The 18,330-nt window shown below is 41.2% G+C and carries 5 protein-coding genes; 1 reads left to right on the top strand and 4 read right to left on the bottom strand.

The genetic code is table 11. From position 1 onward, the window contains the following. Nucleotides 1–68: 68 nt before the first annotated feature. On the top strand, nucleotides 69–482 hold the full coding sequence (locus QM867_RS08035) for a DUF6556 family protein (protein WP_414315525.1): 414 nt from the start codon (nucleotides 69–71) through the stop codon (nucleotides 480–482). A gap of 129 nt (nucleotides 483–611) precedes the next feature. Here QM867_RS08035 and QM867_RS08030 read toward each other — a convergent pair whose 3' ends face one another. From QM867_RS08030 to QM867_RS08015, 4 genes are all read right to left on the bottom strand, one after another. Continuing rightward, a complete protein-coding gene (locus QM867_RS08030) occupies nucleotides 612–1,313 on the bottom strand; it encodes a lysostaphin resistance A-like protein (protein ID WP_414315524.1) in 702 nt (233 codons plus the stop codon). A gap of 51 nt (nucleotides 1,314–1,364) precedes the next feature. Continuing rightward, entirely contained in the window at nucleotides 1,365–1,529 is a 165-nt protein-coding gene (locus QM867_RS08025) for a hypothetical protein (protein WP_414315523.1), read from the bottom strand. Nucleotides 1,530–2,224: 695 nt separating this feature from the next. Further along, nucleotides 2,225–10,921, bottom strand: coding sequence for an SIALI-17 repeat-containing surface protein (locus tag QM867_RS08020; protein WP_414315522.1), 8,697 nt, complete (start codon nucleotides 10,919–10,921; stop codon nucleotides 2,225–2,227). 156 nt (nucleotides 10,922–11,077) lie between these two features. Next, nucleotides 11,078–17,959 carry a SpGH101 family endo-alpha-N-acetylgalactosaminidase gene (locus tag QM867_RS08015; RefSeq protein ID WP_414315521.1) on the bottom strand — a complete coding sequence of 2,294 codons (6,882 nt, stop codon included), beginning with the start codon at nucleotides 17,957–17,959 and terminating at the stop codon, nucleotides 11,078–11,080. Nucleotides 17,960–18,330 lie beyond the last annotated feature (371 nt).

Genomic DNA, 18,330 nt, shown 5'->3' with positions numbered 1-18,330 from the left:
AATTCAGGTTCATTTAAGTTTTTTTTAAAGATTTTCGGTATAATGAATTTTAGTAAAGGAGAGATATTATGTCTAATTATCGTAGAACATCAAAACCTAAAACAGAACACATCAAAAAAGGATTTACTGTTTTTCAAAAAACGATTGCTACTATCGGTAGTATTCTGGGACTGATTACTGCAAGTATCACCATCATGAATGCTATGAATAACAGCAATAATAACTCTAAAAAAGAAACTACGACAACACAGACAACTGTCATAAAAGAGATTCAAAAGGAGTCCCCTCAAGAGAACACTACTCCCAACAAGGATAATACTTCTACAAAGGACAACACACAAGAAGAAACAACAAATCAATCTAGTAGCAGTGAAGAAAGCAAGAAAGAAGACACTAGCAGTAAACAAGAACAACCAACTGCTCCTTCATCTAGCACTCAAACAATAGATACAAAAACGTCTACTACTAATGGAGCTTCCTAAAAGAACGATCTAACAGCCAGTGATTGAATCGCTGGTTTTTTTATTGCTGTCTCCAGCATTTATCAGCAAAAGTTGATCTTTCAACAGAAAAATGATCAGCCTTTCAACCAATCATTTTTTGAATATATTTTAGCTAAAAACTAAAAATAGATAGTGTAGAATAGATACCAGTACCAGCACTCCGTTATTAAGCAAATGAACAGCTATAGAATCAAGAACGTTTCCTCTACGAGCATAGGCTAAGTAAAATATCACTCCCAGTAAAAAATAAGTTACAAACTCTATCGGATAAAACATATGCAGGTAGCCAAAAATAGCAGAACTTATTAACAATTTCAACCACTTTTGATCAGCTTTAAAAAAATAGTGGCTGAAGAATCCTCTAAATACTAATTCTTCCATGATTGGAGCAAATATACCAATTGCAAAATGAAAAGCGATGAAAAATAGAGGAAAAACTCGAGTGACCTGCTCACTTGTAGCCAGCAAGGCCGCATCGTTAGCGGATGTTGGATTTCCAGTAACCACTTGGATCAGAAGAGTACCTACAATCGCTACGACTCGAGTAGCCACATAAAATAAAAGGGCTATTCCAAAATCCTTCCAGGTAAATTTGAGAGTCTTCTGCTGGTCTGGAACTTTCTTTTTATACTGTCTCCAAACAGCAACTAGCAAGAAGGTAGCAAGTAGCAAATACCCAATACTAGTCGTCCACTTTAAGGATAGAGAACTAGAATCTTCGAGAGCCAGCATTCTCATGGGAAATGTATTTATATTTATAATCAGTAAGATCATTCCTATAAATTTTAAACTATTTTTCAACTTTTGCAAACCGCTACCTCTTCTTTCCTGAACTCCAGCATTTCCACTTACTAACGATGCTCATCTATGCTTTCTTTCCTCTTTATGGATTTCTACTCCCTTGATCAGGGATAATAACACAAGGATAACCCCAATATCCAAATTGATTAAACTACCTCCATTAGCAAATAAATACAAACCCAAGCAGGCTTGTGCTATGGGATAGGCATATTTATTAAATTTCATAGATACCCCCAAAAGCTTTCTACCAATAAATGAATAGAATAACTCCTTAATCTTACTCACAAGAAAACATCAAATTTCAGATTTACTTTTCTCTACTAGCTACCTCTAAAGCTCAGCTGACAATGACTCTTCTGATTAACTTGTAAGATCTGATCTATTCTTTTAGGGTTAAACCAGACCATCGAACTACTCAATCATGTTTAGGAACAATTATAGTTTAGCATTTATTTCTAGGAAAAGATTGCTCTTTCTTAAATTGTCATCAAAACATCCTAAATGGTAGAAAAATTGACTTGCGACTTAACACAATCGTAAGTTCTTCGTCCCAAGTTAAAAAATTCTGGTCAAAGAACTTCAGTGGCCATCAGCTTCCTCACTTTAAGAAAAAGCGAACAAGACCAGATTCTGTTTATCAGAAAACTAGTTTTGTCCGCTTTTTATAATCGAGATTAGTCTCTTGATCCAATCTCTATGACTTATACTCTTCGAAAATCAAATTCAAACCGCGTCAACGTCGCCTTGCCGTAGGTATATGTTACTGACTTCGTCAGTTCTATTCACAACCTCAAAACAGTGTTTTTAGCTGACTTCGTCAGTCTTATCTACAACCTCAAAGCAGTGCTTTGAGCAACCTTCGGCTAGTTTCCTAGTTTGCTCTTTGATTTTCATTGAGTATTAGATGCTTTTACATCATCTTATTCGTCGTCTTTTTTCTTTCCCATAGCAAACATACCAAGAAGTGCACCTACAACACCAACGGCTGCAAGGCCGGCATTTTCTTTAGTACCTGTCTCTGGGAGCTTGTATGGATGACTTGCAGGTGCTTGGTAAGTCTTATCTTGTGACATAGCAAGAGCTACAAGAGACTGCTCATCTGTGTATTCTGGAATCTCACGGACAGCTCCTTCTGCCCCATTGACACCACCTGTGTATTCTGGGATTACTTCTTGAACAGCTGCTGCTTCACCATTCACACCACCAGTAAATTCTGGGAATTCTACTACTGGTGCTGCTTCATCGCCTGCTGTGCCAATAGCTTCAGTGTACTCTGGTACTTCATGAACAGCTGCTTCAACACCGTTTACTCCACCTGTGAATTCTGGAACTTCTACTACTGGAGATGGTTCGTCGCCTGCTGTTTCAATTGCTCCTGTGTACTCTGGAACTTCTACTACTGGAGATGACTCGTCACCTGCTGTTCCAATTGCTCCTGTGTACTCTGGGACTTCTACTACTGGTGCTGGCTCATCACCTGCTGTGCCAATAGCTTCAGTGTATTCTGGAACTTCTTGAACAGCTGCTTCGACTGCGTTAACGCCGCCTGTGTATTCTGGGACTTCTACTACTGGTGCTGCTTCATCACCTGCTGTGCCAATAGCTTCAGTGTATTCTGGGACTTCTTGAACAGCTGCTTCGACTGCGTTAACGCCGCCTGTGAATTCTGGGACTTCTACTACTGGTGCTGCCTCATCACCTGCTGTGCCAATAGCTTCAGTGTATTCTGGAACTTCTTGAACAGCTGCTTCAACACCATTTACGCCACCAGTAAATTCTGGGACTTCTACTACCGGTGCTGGCTCATCACCTGCTGTGCCAATAGCTTCAGTGTATTCTGGAACTTCTTGAACAGCTGCTTCAACACCATTTACGCCACCAGTAAATTCTGGGACTTCTACTACTGGTGCTGGCTCATCACCCTTACTTGTGGTTGGAGCTGGTTTCTCTGGTTCTTCTGGCAGTTCTTGGTGGAAGGTCGTCATTTCGTAGAACTCTGGTTTGCCACCTTCCCAAACAAGTTTGACATCCAATAATGGAGACTTATCTCTGACAGCAAATGTTTGGAAGCTTGAGGTAATCTCACCTAGTTCTGACCAAGCATCTGCTTTATCTTCTTTCAGAATACGAGCAAGCACACGAGCTTTCACTCCTTGTGGAAGACTTGAAACAAGTCGGATATGATTTGCGTCTGTTGGTTCTGACAAGTGGTAGACAAGCTCACCTTGTTCTTTCTCAGCCTTGTAGCTTGTCAATACTTTGCCATCCACAAGGTTTGTGTATAGGTTTCCTTGGCTTTCACCGCTGTTTCCTTCAACAGTTGGGTCATTGATTGGTTTCACAAATTCACCATCATTGATAACCAACTCAGTGAAGCCTACAAAACGAGCATCATAGTCTGCTGTAAATAGAACACGGAGATAGTTGGCTTTAACTGGGCTTGAAAGTTCACCCTCGATATAGCGATTTCCTGGCATCTTAGAATCATGTGTCCAGCCATCTGTCAAGGAGTCATCACGTGTTTCATTAGCAAGGCCATCACCAACTGTTACAACATCTGTCCAAGTCTTACCATCTTGACTGACTTGAATCTTACCATCACGGAGATAGTTTTGAGTGCCGTCTTGGATGTAAGCTCTAATCTTCTTAATGTCACGTTCGCTACCAAGTTTCAAGGTAATATGACCGTCTTTACGAGCATAGTCTGAGAACTCTACAAAGTTATTGTAGACACCGTCAAACAACTGATCCAAGTTCTTGATCTTACGAACGTCATTTCTACCGTATGTTGGGTGAATTCCCATTGATGTCGAATCAAGTGTGGTTGGTTGAACTTCTTTTGTCTGAACAAGTAGAGAAGTTGCTGTCACTGCTTGTTCTTGATCAGTCTTATTAACTAGACGAACATAACGTACCAAGGACTTATCAGTCACTTGATTAGCTGGATACCATTCTTGGGCATTTGGAGAGTATTCCAAGTTAAGGGATGGATTTTCAATACCAAGTGCTTGAATGCTTTCAGCTTGGTGAAGACGATCAAGTTTCATACCCAAGTAGCTATTAGCTGGAAGCTTAGTTCCGCTTGGAATTTGCAGGTCATAACGGCCTAGGCTATCATCAACTGGAGTTGACTTCAAGCTTTCAACGTTTGTATCAGTCAATTCGCTATTGCCTGCACGTGTTTCAACTGAGAAGTCAGCGATACGCCACCATAGGTTGATGTTCTTAGTATTGCGAACACGAACGTAGCGAGCTGAAATTGGAGTTTCGATTTCTTTTGTTTGTTCGCCAGTCAAGCGATCCAACTCTTGCCATGAGCTACCATCTGCAGAATATTCAAGAACACCTTCTGCCAATTTATCTCCTGAACCTTGAACCAAACGAACCTTGGTCACAGGTTTAACTTCACCCAAGTCAAGTTGTACCCAACCATTGACTGGAGTTGTGTCTGTTCTATCAGCATTTGCAAGCATGGCTTCAGTATTATCACGTCCGTCTGTAATCTGACCAACTGTTGTATTGTACTTGTACATAAGATTTGGACTGATAGTCACAGTAGCTGACTGTTTAGCACGAGTAACTTCTACAGGGCGGTTAACAGCAATTTCTCTTACAGCAAACCAAGTATTTCCACGATCTGAAGTCGCAATCATACGAACAGCTTTGGCGTTGATGTTGAGGTTTTCAAACTTAAGCAGAGGTTCATTACCAGTGTAGCTTGGTTCTGAAAGGGTTACCCACTCATCATTTTCATTGAGGTATTCAACCTTAGCGTTGTTGAAGGTATCACGAGGATTTGCTTGAGTTCCCATTGCAAAGGTCAAGTTTTGAACTGGAACAGCCTTGTTAAATTTCAAGCCAATGTAGTCACCAGTTTGAATGCTGTTTGGTGATTTGATCAAAGCATGTGTTCCTAAATCACCGTCAGTCACTTCAGCAAGTCCACCTTCGACACCAGTACGGTTTGTGATAAAGGTACTAATGACTTGGTCAGGATGCAAGGCTTTTTGGACTTCTGTTGCAAGGATTTCACGAAGGCCTAGCAAGAATGGACGGATATGTTGAACACCCAACTCAGCTCTTTCATCATGGTCTACATAGTGGAAGGTATAGGTTTGAGACTGTTCATAGAGTTTCAAGCCCTTATAGTAACTATCCCAAAGTTTTGCAGAATCATTCTTTTCGATAGCTTCTGTACCATCAAGAAGAGCACTCAAGGCGTCCATTTGGTCAATAGTATTATCCAACCAATAGTGGATTTGAGCACGCATCTTTTCATCACCAGATGCTTTATATAGTTGAGCTGCAGCTTTAAGTTTAGCAAATTCTGCACGCAATTCTTGACGCTCTGCACTAACATCTTGACCAGCTTTCAACTTAGACATGAAGGTCGCCAATTTCGGTGCAAGTTCAACAGACTCTTCCAATTTCACAACACGACCATCCATGTTTTGGTTGATCATATGTTTACCAAGCTCACGGAAGGCAACTGATGCTTCGCTATCTGTAAACTTACCGTTTTCAACAAAGTTGAAGGCGATGTCATTTACTTTCTTAGCTTCTTCTTCTGACTTCCATTGTTTCCATGCATATTGGGCTGCTGAGAAGAGGGCAATCTTAGAAGGCTCAGATTGTTGCATTGGGTTCAACATGATACCTGATAGGAGACTAGGGTCTACATTCGGATGAAGGAATTTCTCACCACCACCCAAGATCAAGTGTTGTTTAGAGTTATCTGTAACAGGCCAGTTTACCCATAGAGAAACTGGTCGGTAGGTCTTACCACCTGCAGTCAGGTTGTTCTTAAGGTTAGAGAGGAAGTTTTCTGATACTTCACCCCAAATCTTACCACCAGTAAGGGTCATAGAAGTTGAAGTTGGAAGATTTTCATTGAGTGCTTTCAACTCATCTTCACGTCCATTACCCCAATACTGACCTGGAACGAAGATCATTTCCTTACGAAGACCAACATAAGTTGCTTGTTTTTCAGTCAACCAATCTGTCATGTCCTTCATCAAGCGGTTGTAGCTATTGTAGCCACCAACTGGACTTGGAGCATCATCGGCTAGAATACCGAACTCACGGACACCGACATCCATCAATTGAGTGAACTTAGCCTTAATGGTTTCAAGGTCTTTTTGGTAGTCAGCATCGTTGCCAAAACGGATACGGTTGTTCATGAATGGGTGGATAGTCCACACATAACGAGTCTTGTTTTGGTTTCCGACACGTGCCAATTCACGGATTTCAGCTAATTTTTCTTCTGGATAAAGTTCACGCCATTTCTTGTTGTGGTATGGATCGTCTTTTGGTGCAAAGAAGTATTGAGTCAACTTCAAGTCACCACCATAGCGCATCAATTCAGCACGATCAGCATTGCTCCATGGATTTCCATAGTAACCTTCGATAAAGCCACGGTTCTTAATTTCAGCGAAATCTTCAACTGTTACATTACGCAAGACTGGAGCTTCACTTTCATTAAGCATGTGTTTGAGAGTTGTCAAACCGTAGAAGACAGCATCTGTATCCTTACCGACGATAGAGATTGTGTTGCCTTTGATTGACAATGCATAGGCATCAATCTTATCAAAGAGTCCTTGAGATAGACTTGGCATTTCTTTTTCAGCTTGTGAATTTTGACCATGAACGCCAAGGTAGATGTTGGTAGCACCTGCTACAGGTGTTTGACTGCTTGTGTATGAAATTTGATGATCTTGTAGAACACTCTTCAAGCGGTTACGAGTATAGATATCTAACTGATCGCCCATAACAAGATTTACTTGTTTATGGAGTTTCGTAACGCCTTCACCATAAGTTACTTTTTGTGGTGTTGGGAAGACCTTATACTCTTTCTTAAGATAATCTTGACTTTGTGCTGCTGCAGCAACTACGTCGTCACTAGCTGGTTTTGTAGCTACAAAGCTATCAGCAAGTTCAGTTGTACCATCGCTTACTTCTTCAACTTTAGGTTTTTCTGGAGTGACAGGTTTCTCAGGAGTGACAGGTTTTTCTGGAGTAACTGGCTCTTCTGGTTTGCTATCAGAAAGTGGCTTAAGAAGTTGAATCTCTGCTGCACTACCAAATCCACGCACACCTTCTAGAACTTTAAACTCTATCTTATCTGTTTCAATAGCCTCAAAGTTTACTGTTTTTTCTTTGGCATTATTTTCCCAAGTTCCTGAGGCAACTTTAACCATCTGACCATCTTTTTGAGCATAAATTTCATAAGATGTCACGACACCATTGCCTCCACCTGGGCGTGGAAGGTAGGTCAGACCATTTACTTTTTCTGCTGCTTTCAAGTTCATTGCAACAGTGAATGGAGCCTGATGACCAGACCATTTTGAATGCCAGAAAGTATTTGGATCATTGTCAAAGGCTTTTTCGACTGGACCTTCTGCATTGGTACCTGGTAATTCTTGACTAGTTGCAGAAACTGTAAAATGATCATTTGGAATCAAACGTGGATTTACGAATGGTTCATTTGACAACTCAGCACTATGCAAGATTCCTTTGAAGCCACCGATTGTTTCAAGAGGTAGAACCAAGCTATTATGAGCAAAGAGAGGATTAGCTGGATTTGCAATCCGTTCAACCTTTTCACCGTCCACATAAACTTCTGTCACTTGAGGTTTGGTTACAACAGAAATTTGATAGCGTTTGTTCTTTTCAAGTTTCTTGTTGAATTGAATATGGAATTGCTCAAAAGTATAGGCAAGGTAGCCATCCTTATCTGCAAGATAAAGTCGGTTGTTGCCACTTGTTGAGAAGGTTTGCTCGCCATCACCAGTCACAGTCACATCCAATTTCAAGACATGACTTGGACCGACATCACCAACTAGGCCTTCGATAGTGCTATCTTTTTCGAAGTTCAAACCTGCTTCAGTCTTCTGTACTTTCTTAGCAAGATAATCTTTGACAGTCTCAGGATTAATCTTGAACAAGTCTTCTTCAGCTACGGTCTTATCTGGGTTAGACTGTGGTGCATAAACACTTGCTGGTTGAACACGTTCTGCATAGGTCTTGGCTGCACGGTCTGAACCCCAAGTGCGTTCTGCAGTTGATTGCATACTCTTGAAGAAGCGTTTAAAGATATCGTAAGAAGTGAGTCCAGTTTCATGGAGGTCAATATTATCATTCCATACAGCGTGACCACCACCAAGGATATTTGGATTAGATGCTTCTAGACGTGGTCCTCCACCTGTTGAGAAGTCATTTGGTGTCCAACGATTGTATTGAGTTTCATAGTTGGCATAATCGCCATAACTACCTTGACTGTTACTTCCGCTTGGGACACTATAGGTTGGAATATCTGTGATATTGATAATCTTAGCGCCTTGAGCAATAGCATCAGCTGGACGTTGCCATCCGATACTCCAGATATCAACTTCTACATCTTTCCAATCAACTGGCGTTGTACCAGGTTTTGCACTAAGTGAACCCCAAATACGTGGTGTATAGCCTTTGCCTTTGATGTACTGAATCATATCATTGACATAGCGACGATAGCTTTCGCGACTACCGTAGTACTCATCGGTTCCGATATGAACTGTTGAGACACCATGAAGTGGTGCATCCTCTCCATCCAACAATTTATCATAGACTGATTTAACAAAAGCAAGCGTTTCTTCGTACTTGTTGTCCAAGTCCAACATAGCCACACGTTCTACATTGTGTTTACCCCTATAATCGCTAAGACTGCCTTTGTACATAAGGTCAGGTCTAACCTTAACAAATGAAAGAGCGTGACCTGGTGTATCAATTTCAGGAACAAGGTTGATATGCAAAGCTTTTGCTAACTTGATAATTTCTTGCATTTCTTCCTTAGTGTAATGCTCGTCAGATGTTAATTTTTCACCATTTTCACCGACAACATCAGTCTCTACACGGAATCCTGTCTTGGCATTTTTAAGAACATAATCCAGTTCTTCATCTTGAGAAAGATTCTTACCAGCCAAGTGGTCTTTTAGGAAGATATAGTTGTCATTCAAGTGCAACTGAAGATCGTTCATCTTGTAGTAGGCCATGTTGAGCATGATGTCTACAAGCGTATCATAAGGAATAAACTTACGACCTGTATCTAGCATAAAGCCACGGTGACTGAAGCTTGGGAAGTCACGGATTTCTCCGTTTTGCAAATCCTTTTCTCCCATCTGAAGGAGAGTACGAGTTGCGTAAAAGGCTCCTGCGTTGGTCGCTGCTTCTACTGTGATAACTCCATCTTTAATGGTGATACCATAGCCTTCTTTACCATAGCCTTTATCAACAACTTTCTTAAATTCGATCCGTTTTTGAGCTGTTTGATCACCTGTAGCGATTTCTAGCCCACGACTTTCAAGGTCAGTCTGATAGAATTTAGCTTCTTGACCAAATCCAGAATCGCCAACTGAAATCACGGTATCAGCTGTAATAGAAGTTTTGCCTTCAGTTCCATACCATTGTTGAACTGCTGGAGCAACTGCTGGTTTAGTACCAACGCCTTCATCTGCATGTAATCCTTTAATAAGGACTTCAAATTCTTTTGTGAAGGTATGAGTATCCTTGACTTGTTGGACCATTACCTTGACAGTTTGATCTGTTAAGGGTTTGTAGATCTTGTTATTAAGATCTACAACTCCCTGTTTGTTGCTACCAATCAAGCTGACTTGACCTGGTAATTTAGGCAAGATAAGAGATTTTCCATCTTCAGCAACAGCTAATTCTGTCACTTGGCGAATATCTGTTGGTTTGCTAGCGTCTGGAATGTTTGAGTAGGCACGAATTTCTTGAATCCCAACATTTTTCCAGTTCATTGTACCAGCTTGGTAATCTGTGATTTCAAGTTTAAGGTATTTGGCTTGGATAGCTTCTTTCAAGTCAATTTTTTCATCAAGAAGAGGATTCCCTGTTCTTTGATAAGCCAACTTCCATTCTTTAACTCCTGAACCATTCACATCATCCTGACCAGCGTAATAGAGGTTCCATGACTTGATATTTGGATCATTTTGTTCACCACGAAGACGGCGGTCCCAATCAATCTCAACATGCTTAATCACTGTTGTCTTCTCAAGTGTAAATTCGATTGTTGGTTTCTCAACGTTTTGGTCAGTTGCCCAACGAGTATCAGGTTTTCCGTCGATTGCCTTTTCTGCTGTAAATGGTGTGTTGGCTTCATGGTTTGAAGCTGTTGCAGTCGCCTTTTCTAGATGATTGACATCTGGTGTATCTACTACATCTTTAATCGCAGGACTTGCAACTGGTTTCGCCTCAGAAACTGCTTCCTCTTTAGGATTTGTAGCTGGTTTTGAAGCCACTTCTTCCTTAGGAGCAGGAGTTTCAGTTGGTTTTGGAGTAGTTGTTTCAGCTGCAGTTGCTCCAGTTTCTGACGCTGCAGGTTGATCATCTACAGTTCCAGCACTCGCTTCTGCTTTTTCAATAGCTGCTGCTATATCTGCTGGCAGTTTATCCAGAGGCTGAGCCTGTGTTACCGTACCTTCTGTCTCTGAAGGTCCTTCTGTTTCAGCAGCCTGAACCACACTAGCTCCAAAGATACTAGCACCAATCATAACAGAAGCTGCGCCGATTGTAAATTTACGTATACTGTAATGACACCGTTTCTCAAAAAAATGTTTTCCCATTTTTTCCTGTTTCCTTTCATACGCTCACAAGTGGTAAGCGTTCTCATTCCCCTTTAGAAAAAGAGAGGACCTAGAGGGTCCTCTCTGGGTTTTCTTTTTCTCCACGACAATGATTGTGGAGTCTAAGCTCTCTTTTATTGAAAACTTTTTTGTATTTTAATCTTCTTTTCTTTTGACAGCTAAGAGTGCTGCTGAAACTGCCATGCTGACACTAGCGATGAAGAGAGCTGTTTCAGAATTATCTTCACCCGTATTTGGAAGAGCATTTGAATTCACCTCTTTAGATGTATCTTTATTCTCTACTGAAAGTTTTGAATCTTCTCGATACTCTGGTTTTTCCACTACAGGCGCAGGTTGGTTACCTACTGTACCAATTTGGCCTTTGTATTCTGGAATTTCATGGATTGCGCCATCACTTCCATTCACACCTCCGGTAAACTCTGGTACTTCATGAATTGCGGATTCGGCACCATTTACACCACCTGTGAATTCTGGTGCTTGGCTCACAGCTGCTTCTGCTGCGTTAACTCCACCCTTGAATTCTGGAACTTCGTTTACAGCTACTTCTTCTCCTGCCGTTCCAACTACTCCTGTATACTCTGGAAGTTCTACAACTGGCGCTGCTTCATCGCCTGCTGTGCCAAGAACGCCAGTGTATTCTGGAACCTCTACAACTGGGGCTGATTCATCGCCCGCTGTGCCAAGAACGCCAGTGTATTCCGGAACCTCTACAACTGGGGCTGATTCATCGCCTGCTGTGCCAAGAACGCCAGTGTATTCTGGAACCTCTACAACTGGGGCTGATTCATCGCCTGCTGTGCCAAGAACGCCAGTGTATTCTGGAAGCTCTACAACTGGGGCTGATTCATCACCTGCTGTACCAAGAACACCAGTGTATTCCGGAACCTCTACAACTGGGGCTGATTCATCACCTGCTGTACCGATTGGTTCTGTGTACTCTGGAACTTCATGGATTGCGGCTTCAACACCATTTACACCACCTGTGAATTCTGGAAGGTCAACAACTGGGGCTGATTCATCTCCCTTGCTTGAAGTTGGAGTTTCAGGTTTAGGTTCTGGATCTGGAGTTGGGGTAGGTGTTTGGTCTTTCAATTGGTCGAGATAATCTGCAAAGAATTCAAGGATTCTATTTGTCAAAAGATGATTATCTGTTGCAAATTTCATGCTGGCAACAACACTTGCCACTTCCTCTTGATTGCTCTTATTAGTCAATTTTTGAGCTTTAGCCAAGGCCGCTTCATAGGCTGCTGTATCAAGACCTGTTTCAGCAACTTGCGGACGAGCAAAGATAAGCTCTGCAGCTGATTGATATTGGTTACCACCATCGCCATAAGTTCTTGTTCCTGTTAGGACAATCTTCTTAGCTTTGATAGTTTTACCGAAGTCGATATCTTTTGGTTTATTGTTGTCAGCCCAATTAGTTGCATTGAAGGTATGCTCCTTACCTGTTTCATCAGTAACCACAAGAGTCACATCTCTCAAGTTACCATTTGAACCTGAACCACGTGGAACATAACGGAAGCCTGTAATTTCAGTTGGTTCTTTCAAGACCATGGTTGCTGGTTTACCAACATCTCCTCCGCCCCATGATGTATGCCATAGGCTAGACAAGTTGCCATCAAAGGCATTTTCAAGACCTTCACCAGCCTGAGCAGGAGCAGTTAAGCTTGCAAAGTCATCTGCCACAAGAGCTACTTTCTTCATGACCAAAGCGTCTTTCAAAGCATTGACTTTAGCGATTTCTGCTTTAGCTTCTTCTACACTGATGTCATCATCTGCTTGACTGAGGTTGAAGACTGCTTCTTTCAAAGCATCCATAGATTCTTGGGTGTAATTAGTCATGGCTACAGTTGGAAGATAGTTCTTGACTGCATTTTCTGTCATCATCTTACCTGTCAAGACAATCTCTTCGATTTGAAGTCTATCCATCATGAAGTCATTGTAACCACGGAAGTTAGCATTACCACCAGAATCTCCACGAGTATTACTTGCGTTACCTGTAGAGTAGATACCGATCCAAGTATCGCCAGTTTCAGCACCTGTCACAAGGAAGGTTGCTCGTTTCGCTTTCTTAGAATCTGTCCAAGTATTTGGCAATTCATGCACTTCCAAATTACCTGCTTGTCCAGATTGGAATTCTCCCTTACCGACTACAAAGGCATAAGTATTGTCAGATCCAGCTTCATAGTCAAATGTAATACGATAGGTCTTGCCTGCTTCAAAGCGGAAGTTTTGTGGAATTGTTTGGTAAACCAAGTTACGACGACTTACGAGACCATTTGTCTTGAGTGACCAATTTCCTTCGATAACGTCATCAACTTTCTTGCCATTCCAATCACGTTGTGTGTATGGTCCATGTTTTTCAGACAAGTGAGTACGGTTGTCTTCAACACCTTCGATACCACCGATGACAAATGGGAAGATACCTTGACCAACATTTTCAAAGTCTTGTTTGAAGACGCCTGTTGCAGTATCGTGACCATCCCCGTACATATTTGATTCATTTTCAAAAGTACGGATTTCATCAAAGTAAGTTGCTTCATCGCCTGCTTCACGACTCAAGGTCAAGGTTACATTTGATACATCTGAACCTGTTGTGAAGAAAGCATACATATTTTGGAAGTAACTTGTGTTATCAACTGTTGCATTACTTCGACGAGTATTGTGAGCATAGGCTTTTACATAGTTAAGAGCTAGTGACTTGTTGGTGTAGTTGGTTACTTCTTTTTCACCAGTATTAACGGTAATACTTGCTTTAGCATTACTACGGTTGTCTACACCGACATAGACTGCGTATTTAGTATTTGGCTTCAAGCCAGTCAATTTTTGAGTGAGACTAACTTTTTCTTTATTGCCTTGGATGCGGAGCATTTGGTTTGCACCTTGAGACTTCACGATTTCAGCCTTAGAAGCATCTCCCGAAATCTTCCAATGATCCAAAGATTCACTGTTAAATCCTTGGTCATAGATGTGCATTCCTTCACTCCATGACATTTCTGGATTTGTTTGTTTAGAACGATAGAGAACATATGGCTGATTTGCAGTGAGGTCAAGGGTAATCTTACCGTCTTTCACGGCAACTTCTTTTTCCTCAGTCTTACCTTGGTCAGTTAGTTTATAAAGGTAAACCTTACCATTTGCCCAGTCGCTAGGAAGTGTCCAAGTTGTTGCACCTGCTTCAGTATTGAAGTAGTACATTTTTTCCTTGTCACTTTCAAGCTTATTACCATTTGCATCCCAGTTCCAAGGTGTCAAGTAGGCTGAACCATCTTGAATCACACGATCGTTAAGCGTAACAATTCGTTCACGATATTGTGGACTGTTGACATCATTGGATTTACGAGTTACCACAACCTTGTTATTTGCAGCATCGACCAACTCAACTTTCATTTCTGGAGTCCATTTATAGGTACTACCATTGTCAGTCATGGTTACTGGTTTACCATCTTCCCATTTGCTGACTGTGAAGTGTTGGAAGAACTTAGTCATAACGTCATGAGCAAACAAGTTGGTTACATAACCGTTATAATCACTACGTCCTTGCCATCCTTCGAAGTCCTTCATGCTATAACCGCCTAGAAGTGGGTAGTCAGCTGCACCACCATAACTTCTGTAGTCCCCAACCCAAGAATCTTTTTGGTGGTTACGGATAAAGCGAGTGATGGCACTGTTAATACCTTTATTTGTATAGCCACCATAGGTTAAGTCAGCTGCCCAGTGTTGGAAGGTAGAATCATATTCACCACCATGGCCCCACTCAATAGCAAATCGCCAACCTTGTTTGTTAATTTCTTTAGCAATAACATGAGTTGCCCAGGCACCGTTGTCACCTGATTGACCGTTACCCCAAACGTCGACGTAGATGAAGTCTAGACCTTCACCCAACTCTTTCTTCAACTCTTCCCAACGAGCTAGACGCCCATGAGCGAGGTCATAACCAGCATCAATGTTGATACCTTGGTCAAGCCAGTTCCAACCGTAGCTGTAGCTACCATCTGCATTTTTACGAAGAATATCTTCATTAAAGTATTTAGACTCTGGATAAGTTTCTGAAGCGTTGACGTGGATACCGAGGTGGGCACCGTATTTCTTAGCTTTCTCAATAAGAGTCTTAAAGTCTTCAACACCACCGATACGTTTACCGATGTCCGCGTAGTTCAAGTGACCAGAGTCATGTCCTTCACTTCCGTATCCTTTAAGGAGTACACCTTGACCAAGACCATCTGTATGGAGGTTGATCTTCTTGATACCATCCAAGGTCATGAGGAATGGGTTCTGCGCTTGTGAACCAAAGTTCATAGCGATACGGTAAGCTGTAATATCTTTGACTTTTTCCCAACCTTGAGGGTTGTTCATGATGCTACGGTAAGCAATCGCACCATCTTGCCAGTCAACTTTATGGTCAGCATTGGCATCTTCTGTGATGACAACTTTTGCACTTGGAAGTTCTTGAGTGTATGCTGGGAAGACAACTCCATTGTGGGCTTTTTCCCATTGCCATTCAGAGCTATGAATTTCCACGTAGTTAGCATTGCCAATCGTATTCTTATAAGCTGTCAAACGTGTCCAGTCGTAAGAACCACCACCATAGCTATTTTGTGAGTTGCTCCATACACCAGCAGCAAGTTTATCTGTTGAAACAAATCCGTACATATAGCCTTTGGCTAATTCTTTCATTGGATTTGTTACTTCTATATGGTCATCACCACTGACGTGAGTATTGTTTGACATGGTTGCCCCATCAAACTTAGCTCCCGCTTGATCGCTTGATACAGATACCAAGGCATTTCCTAGGAAGCTGATTGAAGAAAGTAGTTTGCGTTCATCATCAATCTTCTGTCCTGGTGTAACTTGGTTATGGTTGACAATCTTAGTCACATCAAAGTGAAGTTGGTTGTCCACCACTTGCAAACGAACGGTCATATCTGCATTGATGAGGTTTTCCTCATCACGGAGTTTCATTTCATACTCGGCAGTCGTTGCATTAATCTTCTTATAAGTAACTTCAGGAGTCACAGCGTGCTTGTTAATCACAACTTGATTAATCGGTTGCACTTGACCTGGAAGCTTGTTGCCATTTAGGACGTACTCTTTAATACGTGGGAAGGCTTGGTCGATGACTGCTTTCAATACTGTAGATTCGATAGTGTCGTACTTGACATTGCTATCGTCTACTGTATCACCTTTTTCTTTTTCAGCAGCCTCTTGGTCGTTTTTCACGCCTTCTTGGTCATCTGTTTTAACATTTACAATGGTTCTCTCACTGCTATAGCTTCCAGCCTTAAGAACGATTTTCTTCTCATCTTTGAGCTTGTCATTTACAGCAGATGGTAAGGTAAGTGTGTCAAAAAGTTTGACATCATTGTTTGTTGCGTTAAGTTGTCCATCTGATTTGAGGCTGATCGTCAAGTGGTTGACAGAACCATTTACTGGTGCTGCAACACGACCACCTTGGTACCAAAGTCCACTACCGTTTGTCTTGTATTCCCAGAACCATCCACCTTGGTCGTAACCTACAAAAACGTTGTTATCAGTGTCTTTGAATTTCATGAAGACACCGAAGCGAGATTTACCTGTTTCAGATTCTTCTTTAAAGGTCAAATCAACTGTGGCATTTCCATTAGCATCAACTGTCAAACCATCTTTTTCAAACAAGGCTGGTTTCTTACCATTGTCATTTTGAGCAGTTGAAGCTAGTTGGTTGTAACGAACTCCATTTTCTTCACGGATTGTTACTGTTCCCTGTTGGTCTTTATTTTCAACTGTTTTCCATTCTGGAGTAACTTCTTTTGATTCAGTCGGTTTATTCTCAGCTGGCTTGTTCTCAGCAGGTTTATTTTCTGCTGGTGTTTCTTCTTTTGGCTTATCTTCCTTAGGTTTATCCTCTTTTGGTTTTTCTTCCTTGTCCTCAACTTGTTTATCGAGAGCATCTAGACCAGCTGGTTTCGTTGTTTCAATACCCTTGATGTAGTTTTGAATCCACTCTAGCTGAGCAGGTGAGAAGAGAATACCTCCACTACGTTTACCAGATACACCATTTTGGTGAATACCAATCAATTTCCCATTTTCATCGAAAATTCCACCACCGCTGGCACCAGGTTCACTTCCTTGATAGCTAATGCCACGAACACCTTCTCCGTGATTGTTAATAGCTTCAACAGTGGTATTAAGGATTGGATCGAGCTCGCCTTTTGGATAACCAAAAACATGCACCTTATCTCCCACCTTAATTGTAGATGGTTTATCCAAAACTTCAACTGGAGCATTTGCAAGTGGACTGCGAAGTTTGACAATGGCTAAGTCATTTTTATAACCTTTTAGGAAACCTTCACGATCCCAGTGTTTCACATCATTCTTACTGAATTTGACATCCGGTGCCCCTTTGTAAGAAACTGTATAAACATCGTCATCACTTTCAACATTATCAGCTACTTTACGATTATTGCCATCTGGAACATCTTTGATAAAGTTATGAGAAACAGACAAAACGAGATTTTCCCCGATAACGATACCACTACCAAGCCCTGCAGCACTTTTAATTTCGACAGTCGCACCGTAGTTTAATATCCCATTTTTTGTTTTAGCAACATCTTCTGGGACTAGGCTTTTATCTTCTTTTTCTAGTTCTTCTTTTGAGGCAGTGCGGCCATTTTCTTCAGCCTTATCAAGTTTTCCACGTAGTTCTTCAGGAAGAGTATCTGAAGCTGCTGAGCTTGTTGCAGTTTCTTTTTCTTTTGCTAGCAATTCTTCTTCAGTCTTTGGTCCTTCAGTTACTTCAGGAGAACCCTGATCTTCACCAGGTTTTGGCGCTTCAAAGTCATGCCCATCATCCTCTTTAGCATTGGCAAGAGCTGCCGCCAAATCAGCTGGCATATTCGCTGTTGAACCTGTTTGTCCAGAATCTGCGAGAACAGTGCTAGTTCCAAAGAAAGCTGCACCAATCATAACAGAAGCAACCCCTAATGAAAATTTCCGAATACTATATTTGCAACGTTTTTCAAATAATCCTTTATCCATCGGTTTTTTTGTTCCTTTCAGTTTACCAAGTAAGCGTTTGCATTTTGTTTTAAAAAAATATCCTCCTCAATTTTTAAACACTTCTGAATAAACATATAATTTTTTCTATACCAATTTAATATATCAAAAACAGTTTAAAAAATCAATAGTTTAATAGGTAAAACTAGTAAAAGTAAAATCCAATTATTGGGCAAGTCTGAAACGATTTTCAGATGGCCTTATTTCTAAAGAAATCGCTATAAAAAAGGGCTCTATAATATTTGTAGTGGGTAAATCCCCTATAGATATTATGGAGCCTATTTTGTTGTAGAAAAAAAGTCCCATATGACCTATAATGAAAAGCGACAAAACAACTCATTAGAAAGATTCAT

It is taken from the genome of Streptococcus infantis, assembly GCF_047463635.1.
Taxonomy (GTDB): Bacteria; Bacillota; Bacilli; order Lactobacillales; family Streptococcaceae; genus Streptococcus; species Streptococcus infantis_W.
Note: the sequence above shows the minus strand (reverse complement) of the source record. Positions and strands in the feature narration are given on the sequence as shown.

What these genes read in the sequence shown, in the direction of transcription:
- QM867_RS08025 (WP_414315523.1), bottom strand. Translation starts at nt 1,529, where the DNA reads ATGAAATTTAATAAATATGCCTATCCCATAGCACAAGCCTGCTTGGGT.
- QM867_RS08035 (WP_414315525.1), top strand. Translation starts at nt 69, where the DNA reads ATGTCTAATTATCGTAGAACATCAAAACCTAAAACAGAACACATCAAA.
- QM867_RS08020 (WP_414315522.1), bottom strand. Translation starts at nt 10,921, where the DNA reads ATGGGAAAACATTTTTTTGAGAAACGGTGTCATTACAGTATACGTAAA.
- QM867_RS08015 (WP_414315521.1), bottom strand. Translation starts at nt 17,959, where the DNA reads ATGGATAAAGGATTATTTGAAAAACGTTGCAAATATAGTATTCGGAAA.